We start from the raw sequence: 17,228 nt of genomic DNA on the forward strand, positions 1-17,228 counted from the left end.
TTGCATATTGCTGTTCAAAATCATTCTCCAATTTCTGAATTTCTCTGCCCAATTCTCTGTCCCTGTCGGATATGAAATATTTGGATGGGTCGGAAACTTTTACGCCTTTTTTGATCGCAGTGAGTAAATCAAAACGCGGGGGCTTTTGGGTTTGTGTATTTCGTTTATGCGGTTTGCGTCGTTGGTTGCTCCACGTAGTCGCTGGCGACTCTCTTCTCCGTAGTGGTGGTAGTTCGGAAATGCTCACAGGTTTTGGCTCAACCAAATTAGTGCTCGCATCTGTTTGCTGCGTTGTATCTTTTCCCTGTTCAGCGAGCGTTTCATCTTTTTCTTCTGTGAGGATATCCTTTTTTAGCTGTACAGGCTTGGTTGTATGAGTTAACGGCGCGTTTTTCTGTTCCACCGGCACAAATTCTGTCTGAAATTTCTGGCCGAGATCATTCCCGATGCGATGAATAATGGGGTGGTAAATATACCCGGCATAAATCATAAATCCGGAGAGTAAGGTAACGATCAAGTAACGATCAATGATTTCATTTTTTTCCCTTTTGATTAATTTCTTAAAACCAAATTCCAATGCCGCCATCGATGAATAGGTATTCAAATTTTGGCTTCTCTGCGGGCGATTTCAACTTTCTCGTGGCGCCAATCTGCCCGAAAAGGGAGAATTTACGGTTGAACACAAATTCCACTCCAACATCGGCGAGCGCGTAATAGGCTGTCCAGCGATCTTCGGCAACGTGAATTCGCGAACCGGATTTCAGATTGGGAGAGAAATTGGCGAATTGCCCGAAACCTTCGACGTAGGGCATAAAACTGGTTGAGAACAAAAACGGCAGCACAAATTGAATGCGCGCGCCTACGCCATAGCTCTGCGACGAGATGAAACTGTTCCCTTCGCTGCCTACCGCTCTGGTATTGTCTTCAAAATAAGCATATTGATAATTAAATGCAATATGAAAATTCGGATGATTGCCCAGATACATGGCGGCGTTAAATTTGGTCGTCTTTTTCCCGCCGTAGAGATTTTCTTGATAATCCTGTTCCCATTGAATTTTTGCGAGGCTAAATTTTAAGCGGCTTTTCGGCGCGAGTTTCTCTTGGATTTTATCGTGAGCCGCTGTTTTTTTCTTTTCAACATTTGCCAGCGAATCAGCCGCAGCTTTGTTGATTGCTTCAACGTGTCGGTAGTATTCATCGCTTATTTTTTCTCGTAACTTCCGCGTTTTTTTTGCCAACTTTTCATCTTCCCTCATTTGGACAATGTCGCCCAGGCTCGCTTGGCTCATTTTTTGGTCTCGCTTGCAAGTAAAATATTCACGATAGACATTTTTTACTTTTCCTTCACAAATCATATTTTTTGAGTCTTTCGCTTTGACAACGAATTTCATCTTTTTGCGGACATTTTGGTCTTCGCCAAGATTCACTTGAATTTCTTTCTCATCGATTTTTTTTACTTCACCTTGAAGCGGAAAGTAACTGAGGATGGAATGAAGTAATATTTCTATCGTTTTGTCTAACATCTTTTCAGTGCATTTCAGATAATCTTGTTTGATTATTTGTTCGGTCGAGAAAGCCTTTAATCGAATAGTGACTGAATAAGTCCCATATTCGATGTCTTTTTTGATCTCTCCGTCAATGATGTAATCCAATTTTACCGGCGAACGTTCCAGATAGACGTCGCGAATTGTTCTGTCGTCAAACAGATTGACGCGGTGGCTCTTGTTAATTTGTGTTTGACAGTTGAGATAAATATCATCCTGCTTGGATTGATTGAGCGTGCTTTCGAAAGAAGCTAATCCCACGTTTGGTTTTTGATTTATCGGAATCGGAACGATCGTTGCCATCTCAACAATGTCGCCCTTGACAACAAATCCGGTTAACTCAGAGGACTTTGTATTGCCAATGGCGACGTCTCCGTCGCTGTTGATGATTGACACTTTTCCGTAAATGGTGCCGTCCGGTTTTTTTAAGTTGAAAATTTTACCTGGCTTCCATTCGTCTTGTTTTGAGGAAATTTTAATCCGTACGACATTGCCATTGATTGACAGAACTTCACCTTTCGGGACAATGTTGCTCATTATTTGCGAAACAATATTTTTAATCGCCTCATTCAGGTCGCCTTCGCTGATTAATTGTCTCAAAAAGCTAAAGTCGTTATATTTTTTTGCCACATTGTAATAGTCAAGAGAAAAGTTGATGACATTTCCTTCTTGTTCCAATTTTCCGTAGGTAATAACATCTGCATTAACCAGCTTCGCGATTTGTTTGTCCTGATCTTCATCGAAAAGCGCAATATTTTCCATCACGATGCCCTGAGTTTCCATGACATTGCGCCATGTTTCTTCGCTGATAAGGCCAAATCTGCCCGTCTGAGATAACGCATTACGAAACTGCTGTGTGGCGCGATTGGCGAAACTTTCCGGAACGCCGATTGCCTGCAACGGCTTAACGAAAGCCACTATTTTTTGCTGCGCGTAAATTTGCGTCCCGAAGATGAGCAATAAACCTAAAGCCAACACCAGGATGAGTTTTTTGCTGTCCATTTTTTCTCCCTCACAAATTTTGGTTACACTTTATAATTCAAAGTATCTTTTTGCGCCAACGTAATGTACCTGATAATAATGTTTGTTCAGATTGCTGATGGTCACGCCTCTGCTGCAACTGGCATGACAAAATTTTCCGTTCCCCAGATAAATTCCCACGTGATCGACTTCGCCGTAATAATTGTTCGAGAAAAACACCAGATCGCCGGGTTTTAGCCGATCCGGGGGGATTGTTTTTCCTGCACGGTATTGTTGATGACTCACTCGAGGCAGGAATATTCCCAGACGCGAAAAAACGCATTGGGTCAAACCCGAGCAATCGATGCCGCTTTTTGAAGTGCCGCCCCACATGTACGGCGTGCCCAAATATTCTTTGATGATTTGTCGCAATTTTTGCGTTCGATAGTCACCGCTGACATTAGCGGTTTTTTCGTCCGACTTATCCGCCAAAGCCGTCCGTTTGCGTTCCAGCGCTTTTTTTTGACTTTGCAATTCCTCGTCGCATATTTGCGTGAATTCCCTTTCTGAAATGAGCGACTTTCTCGCGACGCGTGCGAGAATTTTCTCGTACAATTTTTCGTAATCGATCCGCGCCTTGTTTCCTTTTGCCAGAGTTTTCAGCAGATGGATGAAAGATTTGCGGCTCCAATTTTCATTTACGGCCTTGATTGTCACATTATTGAGAAATTCCTTGGGAATGCCGCTATTGTAAAAATTTCCGGCGATGGAAGCATAGCGCGTTAACCGGTCTTGTTTTGCTTTCTGCCGGAGTAGGCTGGTGAGAGATTTCGACAGCGCTGTTTTTAGCGTCTCGGCGTCCGCTATCTGCTTGAGGCTGACCACCGCGACGACCAAAGCGCGGTCGAGATTGATTTGGTTGCTGCGCGCTGTTGTCATAAAATTCAAAACCGCGGCGACGTTTTCTTCCGGATAATTGTTTGAGGAAATTTCGCGCAGAAAAGGAATGCGAATGTCGGCCGGAAAGGTTGAAATTTTTGAAGAAACCTTGGTCAGTACAGTAAGCTGTGCTGCGGTGATTTTGCCGGCAAAGATGAGCTCCAAAAATGCCAGTTCTTCAGGGTGGAGCGCTCCCAGTTGGTAGGCTTGAAACAGAGTTTTGCAGCCGGAAGCGATTTTTTCAGGCGAATAATCAAAGGAAAATCCCGTGGCAATCAGCGAGCGGATGCCGTCGATCTCGTTTGGTTTCCATTGGTAATCTACCGGCAGAATATTCTCGAGCGTGTCATCGAGCGCAAAAATGACATCGACGCGATCCTGCACTGTTAAATCGCTCATTTGTCTGAGCATTTTGTGGAATAAAAACCAGCCTCTTTCGGTCTGAGCATTGAGTGGCGTCGCCAACACGAGCGCGAAAAGAGAGAAACTAATTGCCCAAAAGATTTTTTTTGATTTTTTCATGGCGCCCATCAATTTAAAATGACCACAGCACAATTTTTTAAAATCGTACGAAAATAATTTGCCGTTAACATTTCTGAAAATTTTGTGTCCAGGACAAAAGTGCTTTCGTTGACAATTTTAACAGGCACAATAATCAACGGAGCGTCCCCAACTCGCGCGACTACCAGATTTTGTTGCGGATTGCTCGCCCACAACACCATTCCTTTTTCAAGCGCTTTGTCGCGATTAACGATTTCCGGACCAAAAATATTGAAATTTCCGCATTTGATATTGATGAGCGGCGTTTGTGAAATATAAAAGCTTCGCGCATCGATGATCAAACCGGTGTATCTCTTTTCTGCTTTTTTCCGCTGGGCAATGATTTTGGCCTGTTCGTTCAAAAAGGCAAAAATCCCGTTCGTCCCGGTCAAGTCCAAAGCGACCTTGTAATTTGCGCGCGCATAGACGCGAGGACGATAGTTTAATTTTTTTACTAATGGAATTTTGTGACGCTGAATGTATTTTAAAATGATCGTCGAATCAAGTCCGCTCAAATTTTGTCTTAATGAGAATATTTGATTTAGCAAACCCTGGTGCGCTAAATCTTGTGATACTTTTATGGAAGACGATTTTGTCCTGCCACATACTATCGCTTCGGCAATTAGCTGGCTGCTGTCGCTATTGAAAAACACGGACAACGACGAGCTGTCTATTCGCGCGTCGCCAGACCGCGCAGCGGCGCTACTGCGAATGCCCAGTCTTGCTTCATGTTCTTTTCGAATAGCATTCCATGAATTTTGTAACAGCGTTGAACTTTCATTTTTTTTATTGGTAATTTTTATCTGAGAGAACAAAATTGAATTCCAGAAAATTAGAAATAACATCATCATATTTTGCATTAATGACATTTCTCGCGTCTCTGTTTTAAGCGTCAGAATTTAGCTGAATTCTTCTCTGCTGTAGATTCTGTATTTTTTTTCCAAAGAACAAAGCGTAAATGATCATTCGCTATCTGAAAAATCAGCTAATAAATGGGTCAGACTTTCACTGATTTGTTTGCTCAATCGTACTTTGGCGCGTCTTCCCGCTTCGTTGGGGGTCGCGCCCAATTGATAGCTTGAATCAAATGATTTGCCCCAAATTTCTTGTTTGTCGATGACATCGATCAACTTCAAGGTGCAATTTGCTTTTGCCTGAAAAATACCGTTGGCTAAAGTTGACTCGCGAATAACAGGAAAAGTGACTTTTCCCACAAAAACAAAGGCACAATTAAGACCCAAAGTGTCAAAGAAATCATAGTCGCCATGAAACAGTCTTTCAATCCTGAAGCCGTTTAATTTATTGGAAGTGATTGTCGCGAGATTGTTTTTATTGCAAGCTTCGGCCACAGCGCTCTGAATAATGCTCTCCGGTTGTTCATTTTGGGCGTCCCATTCATCGATGGCAATGAATATCCGGGGTTTGTTTGTAAAAGTGCAACTGGTTAATGAGTACGTTTGATTTTCCCCCAGCGGCGCGCCAAGTTGTATTTTTACCGCGCCAATGATCGGTGTTTTGCATTGATAAACAAAGCGGCCCGTTGTATCTGTTTGACCGGTGGCGATTATTTTGTTGTTCCATTTAATCGCTATCGGCAGTCCGGAAATCGGCGCTCCGTTCAAACTGAGCTGGATGCCGATGGGTTCGATTAATCGGCCGTTTGGCTGAGGCTGCTGGTCGAAGCCGATGGGTTTTTGCTGCAAGTTTTCAAAGGCGGCAACCCTTTTTTCTTTCAATTTCCTCTCCCAAGAGTCGATTCTGGCAAGAAAATCAGGCCTCATGCCAATCATGGCGCGCGCGTTTTTGCACAAATCGAAAAGATATTGAATTCGGAGCGCCACGGATCTCAAATTTTCGGGTTGGACTAAAGCGATGCTGTTGACGCCGTTGGTAAAATCAGTCTCGTACTGATCTATCGTAGTTTCAATGAGCTTGTCGTGTTCTTTTCTGGAAAAAGGGACTAAAACGTAGGCAATGTAATAATATTGAATCTCGCCGATATGTTTTGTGGCGTATTTTTCCACGTAGTGTTTTTTTTCACGCACGCGAATTAACGCTCGGGAAATAGCCTCAGTTTGAATCTCCTTTTCCACGCCGGTCTGCACGATATTGTCGCTTGCATTTTCGCTTCGTTCAACAATGCGCTCTTTTTGCGTCGTCGTCAATTGCACGCCGAGACGATCGATGATTTGTTTCCTCGCGTCCAGCAACGCATCTCGACGTGCGTCTCTTTCATTTTGAAATCTGCCGGAAATTCCGACAACGAATTCCTCGCTATGATTGCCAACCCAGTCCGGCATTTTCTTTTTGGAAATGAGCCGCTCTTCTCCTTCTTGCAAATTTTTCTGAGCTGACGCCACGCCAGACAAAACGACAACGGCAAATAGCAACAAGATTATGCTTTGTGCTCGAAAGGATTTTTTAATCATGGCTAATTTTGCTCAAATAAAGATTTCTCATCAACTAATTTTTCAGCTCTCTCAATTAACCGTTTCTGAGCCGCCGTCGCTGCTTTCTTTTTTGCGTCAGCCAAAGCTTGTTTCATCAAAGCGTCGCCGTCCTTTTCGTTGAAAAGGATCAGGACATAGGCTTTGTAAAAATTCTTCAAAGTTGCATCATCCTGGACGCGCTGCCATTTTTCGATATGATAATTTTTTGCTCTGGTTTTTACGAAGCTTTCCGATACAAATTCTGTCTGATTTTTGCTGGCTATCGCCGGCACGACGATGTCGGTGGACATTCCCGATGTAACAACCGCTTCTCTCAGCACTCTTTTGCCAAGAATTCCCATGAAATCAATGATTTGCTGGCGCGCATCTTTCAGCGCATCCTGTCTGGCGTCGCCTTCCATTTCAAAATCATGGGAAATTCCCACGAAGGCTTTGAGATTTTTGGTATCTTTTTTCGCTGGATTACTCACCCAGTCGGGCTGTTTTTTTCCTGTGAGCTGAATTTCCATGCCTGGCACCAATTTCTGTTTTGATGCGCATCCGAAAAGTAAAAATGAAGTAATGATAGTGAAGAGTGCGAAAATGAGCAACCGTTTCATTGGATTCCTCCTCTTTCAGCTTTTGATTAATAAAATTGGGCTCCTGAAAATTATTGCCTTTGTGACTGACTTGTTGGAGTTTACCAGTCAAAATCCATCTGATTGACTAATTCTTCTGCTTTCTGGATGAGCTTTTTATTTTTCTCATCTGTTTCTTTTTGGTTCTTCATTGCTAAAATTTTCTGCGCTGAAATTTTCGCCAAATTTCTTGGATAAAGCAGCAGTACATAGGCTTTGTAGTAATGCTTTTTTGTGCCGCCGACCATTTTTTCGTATTTCTCGATGTAGAATTGATCAACTTCCCCCTGGAAAACACCTTCAGTAGAAAGGTCGGTCAAATCTTTTTTGACAGCGCCCTCTTGAACAATTTCCGCGGCCGTTGCCTCTGAGTGCAAACCTTCTTTAATTTTTCGGGAAATGGTGGACGAAATCAACGTAATCGCCTGTTTTTGCGCCTGCAAAATGGCGTCACTGCGCGCGGATGATTCCATAGCGTAATTTTTGGAAACGCCGACCACAGCGCGTTTTTCTTTCGTGTTTTTGATTTTGTAATTGTTGACCCATTCCGGCGGATTTCCTTTTGTCAACTGGCGTTCTTCGCCTTCTGTCAGCATTTTTTGAGAACCACAAGACATGAGAAATAATTGCAGCAAGAACGAAATGACCAAAATGAATGCCATTTTGTTTTTCATTGATCGCCCCTCCAAATTTTAGGTGAGATGTGTGAGGTTTTAGAATAATAATAGTAAAATGTTACTAAAATTAATGAAGATGTTACAATATAAAAAGAAAAAATGATTTTGTCAAGATTAAAATTAGAAAAATAGTATTTAGGGTTAAATTAAAAAATATGGATTATGATATGGTGGGGAATATTAATAGTTAAAAAAACGATAACTATTTGAAAAATAGTAAATAAATTGACGGGGATGACGTTAACAAGTGTAAGGATAGCGAATAAGGGCAAAAAAAACCAGGCCTTTCACAAAGGCCTGGTTTCAGGTATCTGCGGTTTTATTTTACTACGCTTTCAGAAAATTTCGCAATACCGTGTGCAAAATCCCGCCGTTTCTGTAGTAATCCACTTCAACGGGCGTATCCAGTCGACAAATGGCGGAGATTGACTTTTTGGCTCCGTGGTCGCCGACAAAATCGATTGTCACTTCCTGTCCTGCTTGCAGATTGTCATCAATGTGGACAGTCATGGTTTCGGAGCCGGTGAGTCCAATAGACTGGTAACTTTCTCCGGGCTTAAACTGCAGCGGCAGTACGCCCATGCCGACCAGGTTGCTGCGGTGAATTCTTTCAAAGCTTTCAGCGAGAACCGCTCTTATTCCTAAAAGAATTGTCCCTTTCGCTGCCCAGTCGCGGCTGGAGCCGGTGCCGTATTCTTTGCCCGCGAGCACCATCAGCGGCGTGTTGGTCTGTTTGTATTTTTCCGCTGCTTCGAAAATCGTCATCACTTCATTGCTGGGCAAATAGGTTGTCCAGCCACCTTCTGTCCCCGGTGCCAGTTGATTTTTCAGCCGAATATTTGCAAAAGTGCCGCGCGTCATCACGCGGTCATTTCCTCGCCGCGAGCCGTAGCTGTTGAAATTTTTAGGCTCAACGCCGTGTTCGATCAAATATTTCCCGGCAGGGCTTTGGGGATCGATATTTCCCGCCGGAGAAATGTGGTCTGTAGTGACACTGTCCGCCACTTTGACCAGCACTTTCATGTTTTCAATCGGTTTAATGGGTTCAGTTTCTGGCGAAAAATTCAGGAAAAATGGCGGTTCCTGAATGTAAGTTGACTCGGGATTCCAATTGTAGAGAGCGCTTTCTGTCGTCGGGATGGAATTCCACATTTCGTTGCTTTTTTCGACGCCGTTGTATTCTTTTTTGAATAAATCCGGATTTTGCGCTCGGTCAATCAATTCATCGATTTCCTCTTTGGTAGGCCAGATATCTTTCAAATAAACCGGATTCCCGTTTTCATCTTTGCCCAGCGCTTCAGTCGTAAGATCAATTTCCATTTTTCCGGCCAACGCATAAGCGACAACCAACATGGGCGAAGCAAGATAGTTTGCTTTTACCTGGCGATGAATTCTGCCCTCGAAATTTCGATTGCCGCTGAGCACGCCAGCTACAACAAAATCAAATTTATCAATTGCCTGGGACACTTCTTCGGGCAGAGGCCCGCTGTTGCCAATACACGTGGTGCAGCCGTAACCCACAGTGTAAAATCCTAATTTTTCCAAATAAGGCGTCAGACCTGCGTCGTTCAGGTAGTCGGTGGCAACTCTGGAGCCCGGCGCGAGACTGGTTTTGACGTGTGGTTGCACGCTAAGTCCGCGTTCGACAGCTTTTTTTGCTAACAAGCCAGCGCCAATCAAAACTGACGGATTGCTCGTGTTGGTGCAACTGGTGATAGCGGCAATTACGACAGAACCGTGCTGTAGTTCATCTTCTTTGCTATTCATGGAAATGGTCGTTTTTTTGTTTAATTCACTGTCAGGCAAAGCAAAACCGCGTTTGTCAACTGGCGTTTGCAAAATCTCATGAAAAGCTTGTTTCGCTTGTGCCAGAGGAATTCTGTCTTGTGGTCGCTTGGGGCCGGCGATGCAAGGCTCCACTTCTCCCAGATCCATTTCCAGCGTCACGCTGTAAACTGGATCGGGTGTGTTTTTGGTTCGGAACAGCCCTTGTTCTTTGCTGTAAGCTTCCACCAAGCGAATCAGAGATTGCGGTCTGTTCGTATTGCGCATGTAGCGCAGTGTCTCTTCGTCCACAGGGAAAAATCCGATCGTGGCGCCGTATTCAGGCGACATGTTGGAAATCATCGCGCGATCAGCTACCGCCATTTTGCTGATTCCCGGGCCAAAATATTCCACAAATTTTCCCACGACGCCATGTTCGCGAAGTTTCTGCACCACAGTGAGCGTGATGTCTGTGGCTGTAACGCCGGGTTGAGGTTCGCCGTACAATTTGAAACCGACGACGTCGGGAATGAGCATGTAAATCGGCTGCCCCAGCATGACTGCTTCCGCCTCGATTCCGCCGACGCCCCAGCCGACGACACCGAGACCGTTAATCATCGGCGTGTGGCTGTCCGTGCCGATGACTGTGTCGGGAAATGCCACGACGAGACCATTTTCCTGTTTGATTTGCACGACTTTTGCCAGATATTCCAGGTTAACCTGATGAATAATCCCGCTTGACGGCGGAATAACGCGGAAATTTTTAAACGCCTGTTGTCCCCAGTGGAGAAATTCGTACCTTTCGCGATTGCGTTTAAATTCAATTTCCGAATTTCGCAAAAGCGCCTTTGGATGGCCATATTCGTCAACTTGCACTGAATGATCCACGACAAGATCGACCGGAACGATAGGATTAATTTTTTGCGGATCGCCGCCGGCACGCGCCATTGCTGAACGGAGAGCTGCTAAATCCACGACTGCCGGAACTCCGGTAAAATCCTGCATGATCACGCGGGCAGGTTTGTACGGAATTTCTGAGCGTGCTTCTGATACCGGCTGCCAATTAGCCAAAGCTTTCACATGATCCGACGTCACTACGTATTCATCACAATTTCTCAACAGGTTTTCTAAAATGATCTTAATTGAAAAAGGAAGCCGATTGATGGCGCCGATGCCGTCTTGCTCTAATTTCGCCAGACTGAAATAAGAAAAATTTCCGTCCTGGGTTCGCAAATCGGAACGCGCCTGAAATACATCCGTGTTCTTTTGTGTGGCCATATTCTCCTCATATTTTTTATTGAAAAATAATATTGAGATAAATTTATTAAATAGAGCCTTAAAATGAAGTTGATTATCAAATATTTATGCGAATGACCAGTTAAAATTGAACATAAGTCGCTAATTTATTGTTTTTAAAAGGCTGACGCCTTAACTCCACTCCAATTTAGGAATTTTTAGGAATTAAGCCGTAAGGCTTTTATTATTTTCATTGCTATTTTACTTAAAATTTTCCAACTGGTCATTCATATTATTTGTTTCAATGAAAAAGAAATCTAATCAAAAAATCTGCTGCAAATTTTATCAGATTAAAGGAAAAATAACGTGCCAGACAATGTCCGCCCAAAAATGCACGCCAATGGCAGCAACCAGTCCGTCGCGGATGAAACGATCTCCTGCGGCTAATCCGACAATTCCGTTCAGCAGAAAAAGTTCCGCTAACGCGATCGGCGGAATGGAACTGATCGATCTGAAATGCATCATCATCATCAAACCGGGCAAGTGAGCGGCGCCAAAAGCGAGCGCGGCAATCACGTTCGCCAGCGTCAGTGACAAACTGCGCGCGTGCCAGCGCTTCAGAAAAATATTGAGTAAAAATGCCCACAGCGACAAAACAAATCCGCGGTACAAAATTTCTTCGCCGATGCCGGCAGTCGCCGAGGCGAAAATTGACATCGGGAACGGCGGATGTGGAAAGCCGTTCCACGAAGATGCGGAAGTGAAAATTTTATCGGCAAAAATCATCACCAACCCGACAGCGACGCCGATAATTAGCGGCAGCAAAACCAAATCGTTCCACCCGGCGCCCCTGCGATAAATGCCCGGCAGATTCATTTTTCGCGCCAGCCAGTAGCCGAGGATTCCCAGAACGCCGTACAAAATGATAATTATGCCGCCATTGGCAATGCCAAGCAGCCAAGCCGGCACATCTGGTAGCGCGTTTAGGTCAAGCTGGCCGGGAACATTTTCGTACAATTTTAACGCGAAGGTCAAAAAAGCGAGCAAAGCATTTGCTAAAATGAAAATAGCGAGAATTTTCAATTGCGAACGATGTTTTGACATCTTTATTCCTTGGCGGCAGTGTCATTAGAAAAATTTTTATGAAATAAAAAGAGAGTATTTTTCGTTAAGCAGGGAAAGAAAATGAATAGACAGGAGCAAGCTGCGATTAAATTGCTTGCTCCTGCATTTCAAAAATTAGTCGTTAATCACTTTGTTCAACGCGCTGATCGCTTCCTCGTAATCAGGATGCTGCGCGATTTCCGGAACGTACTGGACGTAACGAATGATGTCATTTTTATCAACGATAAAAATCGAACGTTGTTCCAAACGCAGCTCTTTTACGTGAGTTCCGTAGGCATTGCCAAAATTCATGTCGCGGTGATCCGAGAGCGTCTCCACGCGATCAATTCCGGCGGCGCCGCACCAGCGTTTTTGCGCAAACGGTAAATCCACGCTCACTGTCAAAACGACGACGTCACTGCCGAATTTGGCTGCTTCTTCGTTGAAGCGTCTGGTTTGGGCGTCGCAAATGCCTGTGTCCAGCGACGGCACCACGCTGATGAGTCGGATTTTTCCGGCGCTGCTGTTCAGCGTCACTTCTGTCAACTCATTAGACAAAATTTTGAAATTAGGCGCTTTGTCGCCAATTTTTAATTTCGGGCCGATTACTGTCAGAGGATTTCCCTGAAAAGTAACGTCGCCCTTTCTTTCGATTGTCATTTTTCTGTCTCCTTAAAATATAAGAAATTTGCAGATTTAATTCAATTAAAATTTAAAAAAATATTCTGAAATATTTGAAATTGCAAAATTTTTAAGCAAAAAGGTTAAATCTTTTTGCTTTTAGAAAATTTAGATGAGAGGCAAATACAAAGGATTCTTTAACTGCAATGCCGAATTTGACGACGTGCAAAAAAAAGGGAATGGCGTGAACCATTCCCCGTAAATTACGGTGAGAAAAAACAATTTGCTGTTTGACTATTTTTTCAATTCCGCCAGTCTTGCGTCCAAGTCTTTGGCAAATTTTTCGATGCCTTTAAGCAGCCAGTCCGGCGAAATGTGTGCTTCTTCGCACAATTCTTCCACGGAACCGCCGGTCCGCCAGCGATTGTCCCAATCGGAGGACATGGCGTATTCTTCAGCAACTTTGCTGAATAGCCAATCGCGCATATTGCGCCGCGCGCTATTGGTGATGACTGTGGAATTATGCCAATCTTCGTCTGACACGATCTGCTTTTGGTAGCTTTCCGGCTGCAATTTGAACAATTCGTAGCTCACCGCAGCCACTAACTTCACGTTCAAACCCAACTCGTCCAATTTCGGCAAAATTTTCACGACATTGGCTGTGGTGCTTGTTCCTTGAACAAAGATGGTTCCCATTTTGGGCTGGCCCGCTTTGTAGTCGCGAATGATGTACGCGCCTTTTGCCGCTTCAAAATGAGAGGCAATGCCCAATTTCTCCCGATCAGGAATTTCGATTGGCGGCCTTGTCAGATGCAATGCGATAATGGGTTTGTCCGTCGCCATTGCCGCGGCAATCATAGGCGCGACTTCATTGTGTTCCCAGGGGTAAAGATTAATGATTTGCCCTTCGGGAAAAAGCTGCGTCACGCCCGGCGCGAAAATGCCGAAATGAGTGCGTGAATCTTCCGCAGTTTCCGGTCCCGAGTGTCCCGCGATCCAGAGCGTTTTTCCGACGCGAAATTCCGAATCCTGCGCCAACTGGCTGAACAAACGCATGGGCCCATATTTCAAATAAACGAAAGAGCCGTACGTGGAGCACGTAGAATAAAATCCGTTGTATTCCTCGAACGGATTTTCAGCAAAATTAACTGTAGAGATACCCGCGGAAATTCCGGCGTTGGCGAATTCTGTAATTCCCTGTGGCAGCAGGCTGCCTTTCGGATTATGGTTGCGATCGTAAGGACCAAAGCCGGGGAAATCACGATAAGGTTTGGCAAACCCCGAGATGTTCGTCGAATCCGCCAGATCCGCAGACATGGCGATGAACATGGGTCTGCCGTAGCGCTTCGCGCATTCGGCATTAATCCAGGCGCCAAATTTCGCCAGACCGGCGCGGTTAGGAGCTTTTTCGCCGGGTTTGACAAAAATATCTTCCGGGAAATTCTTGTAATCAGTGAACACCGGGTCTTTGAACGGATTTTTAGCAAAATCGTAAAACAACTTTTTGCTTTCGGGAATGGACTCGCCTAAATTCACCAGCGTCTCTGCCACGTAATCCAGCAACTCGGGATCCTGATCGTACAATTGAAAAACGCGATTCAGGTTCTCTCTTGTTTGCGCCACGCGTTCTGCTTCTGTCGCCGGAGCTTCTGTTCCGAATCCTTCAAATTCGATGCCGTAACGTTCGGTGAAAATTTTTGTTGTCTCCCAGAAGCCCGGGCTGTCCATCGGTTTGTGCGGCGTGCCGTGGGATTTGTTGTCGTAAATTCCGTAGTCTCGGCCTTTGCGCGTTTTGAACCAACTCACGTTGGGGCGCTGATCCGGATTTTCGGAATAAGTCATTTCCAACAAAGTTTTAGTAACCGTTTCCCATTCCATGCCTTTCTCAGTGCCGAAAACGCGCCAGCCGTGAGCGCCGAACCAATCCTGCGGCGTGCCATACACAATGTCGCTGATTTTATGATTGTCAATGCCATAGTCATTCCAATCGATCAAAAAGTATAAATTATTCAATCCCAGGCCGTAAGCTGAATTTTGCGTTTCATGAATTGCCCCGGCAGTGGCGCCGCCTTCGCCTTCCACAGCAAAAACGCGAATGTCGTCAGCACCGGCTAATTTCAGCGCCATTGCCTCGCCGGCTGCGACCGGAGAACCGTGTCCTGAAGGGCCGGTGTTGAATTTCAGAAATAAAGTTTTGCCTGCCATTTCCGCGTGTCCGGGCAGACCGCCGTTGTGACGCAGCGTGAGCAGGTCTTCCCAGTAAAGCGCGCGTTCCGGCGCGCCGGCGATTTGATATATTTTATTGCCGGTTTGCTTGTATTTGCGACGCAGCGCTTCGTTCAAAACCGCGAATATCGCGTAAATCAAGGGAATCGTGTGCCCGGCAACGAGAATGAACCGGTCAGAAAAACGTTTTTCGGGGTGGCGAATGTCGTAACGCATGACGCCGCTCAACATGGTGGCAAGCATCATGTGCACTTTAGAGCGGGAACCGCCGGGATGACCGCTCTGGCGCAAATTAAGCATCATGTCGATGGATTGATCTACCATGTCTTTTAATTTTTCCCAGCGAGAAAAATTTTTTGCAAGCTCCTGAAATCTTTTGTCGATGGTCTGGGATTCCGATGCCATAAGCCCTCTCCATTTTTAAGGTTTTGGGTTTATTTTTTTATTATTTGATTTTTTTGAAATACAAAATTATCGTATTTGGAAATAGTAAACCACATAATAATATTATGAATTTTAACATTTTTTGAGGTAAAAGTCAAGCGATTTTTTTTAAAAAAATGAAGAGAGGAAAAGGTGTGGCCCACCTTTTAGGTGGACTACACCTTGGGACTTTCAATTTACCACCAAACTTGCTTTCCGTTTTCAATGGTAAAAATGCGTTCTTCTTTGTTCGATGCGTCCTCTGTCAACCAATATAGTCCTTGACTCGGTACCTGCGAAAATTCCAGCGGTTTTCCTTCGGCGATTTTTTCACCCACCGGTACCCATTCGTCTTTCCAGTAAAACAAGTGATATTTTTTCCCGGTTTTGAAAAACGCCTTTTCGATGCCGTCCGTGTCCGCGAGTTGTTTCCTTCGCGTCGTTGAAACCAATTTGATTTTTATTTTGTCATTCTCGTCAGCCACGAGTTGCCTGATTGCCCCGTCTTTTTCCAGAATCAGGGCATCGCCAGCCGGGATGAGTTTTCCGCCCACAAAATACATGGGCAGATAAGCGATGTTGCGCCCCATGTCCGTGAAAGTGACCTTCTCTCCTTCGATTTTGCCCCAGTGAATCGCTTTCCACTCGCCGTCGTTGAAAACGCAGAGATAGGCATAATTGACGCTGTCCGGCACTGGCTCCGTCAGGGTGACGGTCACGTCGGACACGTCCACGTAATCGCGGGTGACGTCGGCGTAATTTTTCCCAGACAGCCAGCGCGGCACCTGTTCCCATTCTGGTTTTAGAAAAACAAGATTGTTCCTCTGCAAGGAATAGGTTTTGCGATCTACTTTTGCCATGCGATTGCGCAGATGATAGGTTCCCGGATTTGCCTCGTCGCCCATGAACATGATTACTTTTCCACTTCTGTCCAGCAGGGCATTCCAGGCATGATTGTTTCCGGTATCTGCCCAATGCGGCGTGTAATCGCTGGTGACGGCAAGACCGTTGGCGCGCATAGCGTAAATAGCCAGATTGGTCATGTCCTCGCAGCGACCCTTTTTATTTTGCAACATCTCTGAAAGCGCCTGGTCCTGCGGATGGCGATAAAAAATCGGATCGAAGGTAAACCATGTTTTCAAATCATCATTGATCAAAGACGTGGCTTCGATTGGGTCTTTGGGATCATTCATTTTTTCCGCTAAACCCTGAAATTTTTTGAAAAAATAAGGCCGCCAGCTTTCCAGCGGCTCATTGCTGCCGCGATAGGGTAAAACGTATTCACAAAAATCAGAAAATGAAAGATAATCCGCCCATGGTTTTTCCCGCCAGGCGCGAAAAGCATAGTCGATATTCTCAATCAAAAAATCAGCCGTGATGTGCTGCAAATCTTCCAGCGTCTCTTCTCGCTGCCAATCCATCCCACCGATGGCTTCGGAAACACTGTCCCACGCAGCAACCATGGTTTTGTAATCAGGATAAGAGAGCACATCAAAATCCACAGCCGCACCGCTCGTGTCAAGCAGTTCGTAGCGGACAAAGCTATGTCCATCCATGTTGCCGATGAGAAAATACGCTGCCTGCAATTCCAGCGAGTCGCCCGTTTCCTGATAATGATGAATCACTTTTTCCAATTCCGCGCGATTGTCGCCGGCTTTTTTAAGTGCGTTTTCTACTTCGGGCGGATAAGGCGAAGTAGCGCAAAATTGAAAAATCACGATCGCCAGAATAGCGAGCATTGATGCGATGATTTTGGGTGTTTTTTTCATGGGGTGGTCCTTTTTATTTAGGTTGAATGTTTCATATTTCGCTCCTTCAGAGCTTTCGGTATTTGGGTATTTTGTCAATCCCAGCGCGCTGCGCTGGGCTGATTTATTTCACCCCTTTGGGGTGTCTTAAAAAAGATTGTTTGTTGTGTTTTTTAGGAGACTCCGAAGGAGTCAAATATTTTAGCATGGGGCAACGCCCCATGAAAAAAAACGAAGAAAATATCCCTGGAGCCCTGAAGGGGCGGAATAAAAATTAACTTCTCATATTTGCAAGTTTCCCCTAATCCCAAATATATCTCTCATCATATTTAACGTGATACCTTTTCAACAGCTCCAAATATTCTTCTTTAAACGTTTT

At 44.9% G+C, this 17,228-nt stretch carries 12 protein-coding genes; all 12 read right to left on the reverse strand.

Annotation, left to right across the window (positions count from 1 at the left end):
- Positions 1–604: V-type ATPase 116kDa subunit family protein (locus GXO74_00605; GenBank protein ID NOZ60158.1), on the reverse strand; the 604-nt coding region annotated here is incomplete at its 3' end.
- Entirely contained in the window at positions 561–2,546 is a 1,986-nt protein-coding gene (locus tag GXO74_00610; protein ID NOZ60159.1) for a hypothetical protein, read from the reverse strand. The genes GXO74_00610 and GXO74_00605, both read right to left, overlap by 44 nt.
- A gap of 30 nt (positions 2,547–2,576) precedes the next feature.
- A complete protein-coding gene (locus GXO74_00615; protein NOZ60160.1) occupies positions 2,577–3,965 on the reverse strand; it encodes a C40 family peptidase in 1,389 nt (462 codons plus the stop codon).
- 8 nt (positions 3,966–3,973) lie between these two features.
- The gene (locus tag GXO74_00620; protein ID NOZ60161.1) at positions 3,974–4,852 is read right to left on the reverse strand and encodes a hypothetical protein; all 879 of its coding nucleotides are present in this window, start codon (positions 4,850–4,852) and stop codon (positions 3,974–3,976) included.
- A 93-nt stretch (positions 4,853–4,945) separates the two neighbouring features.
- Complete coding sequence (locus GXO74_00625; protein NOZ60162.1) at positions 4,946–6,412, reverse strand: hypothetical protein; 1,467 nt, start codon at positions 6,410–6,412, stop codon at positions 4,946–4,948.
- Between the two features lie 2 nt (positions 6,413–6,414).
- Positions 6,415–7,032 (reverse strand): hypothetical protein, encoded by a 618-nt coding sequence (locus tag GXO74_00630; GenBank protein NOZ60163.1) that lies wholly within the window; start codon positions 7,030–7,032, stop codon positions 6,415–6,417.
- Positions 7,033–7,112: 80 nt separating this feature from the next.
- Positions 7,113–7,724, reverse strand: a complete 612-nt coding sequence (locus tag GXO74_00635; GenBank protein NOZ60164.1) for a hypothetical protein — start codon at positions 7,722–7,724, stop codon at positions 7,113–7,115.
- 330 nt (positions 7,725–8,054) lie between these two features.
- A complete protein-coding gene (acnA, locus tag GXO74_00640) occupies positions 8,055–10,769 on the reverse strand; it encodes an aconitate hydratase AcnA (GenBank protein ID NOZ60165.1) in 2,715 nt (904 codons plus the stop codon).
- Between the two features lie 303 nt (positions 10,770–11,072).
- On the reverse strand, positions 11,073–11,831 hold the full coding sequence (locus GXO74_00645) for a CPBP family intramembrane metalloprotease (protein NOZ60166.1): 759 nt from the start codon (positions 11,829–11,831) through the stop codon (positions 11,073–11,075).
- Positions 11,832–11,966: 135 nt separating this feature from the next.
- Positions 11,967–12,491 (reverse strand): thiol peroxidase, encoded by a 525-nt coding sequence (tpx, locus tag GXO74_00650; protein ID NOZ60167.1) that lies wholly within the window; start codon positions 12,489–12,491, stop codon positions 11,967–11,969.
- A 255-nt stretch (positions 12,492–12,746) separates the two neighbouring features.
- Positions 12,747–15,083, reverse strand: coding sequence for a transketolase (locus tag GXO74_00655; protein ID NOZ60168.1), 2,337 nt, complete (start codon positions 15,081–15,083; stop codon positions 12,747–12,749).
- A 215-nt stretch (positions 15,084–15,298) separates the two neighbouring features.
- Positions 15,299–16,870, reverse strand: coding sequence for a transglutaminase domain-containing protein (locus GXO74_00660; protein ID NOZ60169.1), 1,572 nt, complete (start codon positions 16,868–16,870; stop codon positions 15,299–15,301).
- Positions 16,871–17,228 lie beyond the last annotated feature (358 nt).

It is taken from the genome of Calditrichota bacterium (assembly GCA_013152715.1).
In the GTDB taxonomy this organism is placed as follows: domain Bacteria; phylum Zhuqueibacterota; class Zhuqueibacteria; order Thermofontimicrobiales; family Thermofontimicrobiaceae; genus 4484-87.

Excerpts from the sequence above, each read along its gene's own strand:
- GXO74_00610 (NOZ60159.1), bottom strand. The coding sequence starts at position 2,546 with ATGGACAGCAAAAAACTCATCCTGGTGTTGGCTTTAGGTTTATTGCTC.
- GXO74_00615 (NOZ60160.1), bottom strand. The coding sequence starts at position 3,965 with ATGAAAAAATCAAAAAAAATCTTTTGGGCAATTAGTTTCTCTCTTTTC.
- GXO74_00620 (NOZ60161.1), bottom strand. The coding sequence starts at position 4,852 with ATGTCATTAATGCAAAATATGATGATGTTATTTCTAATTTTCTGGAAT.
- GXO74_00625 (NOZ60162.1), bottom strand. The coding sequence starts at position 6,412 with ATGATTAAAAAATCCTTTCGAGCACAAAGCATAATCTTGTTGCTATTT.
- GXO74_00630 (NOZ60163.1), bottom strand. The coding sequence starts at position 7,032 with ATGAAACGGTTGCTCATTTTCGCACTCTTCACTATCATTACTTCATTT.
- GXO74_00635 (NOZ60164.1), bottom strand. The coding sequence starts at position 7,724 with ATGAAAAACAAAATGGCATTCATTTTGGTCATTTCGTTCTTGCTGCAA.
- acnA (NOZ60165.1), bottom strand. The coding sequence starts at position 10,769 with ATGGCCACACAAAAGAACACGGATGTATTTCAGGCGCGTTCCGATTTG.
- GXO74_00645 (NOZ60166.1), bottom strand. The coding sequence starts at position 11,831 with ATGTCAAAACATCGTTCGCAATTGAAAATTCTCGCTATTTTCATTTTA.
- tpx (NOZ60167.1), bottom strand. The coding sequence starts at position 12,491 with ATGACAATCGAAAGAAAGGGCGACGTTACTTTTCAGGGAAATCCTCTG.
- GXO74_00655 (NOZ60168.1), bottom strand. The coding sequence starts at position 15,083 with ATGGCATCGGAATCCCAGACCATCGACAAAAGATTTCAGGAGCTTGCA.
- GXO74_00660 (NOZ60169.1), bottom strand. The coding sequence starts at position 16,870 with ATGAAAAAAACACCCAAAATCATCGCATCAATGCTCGCTATTCTGGCG.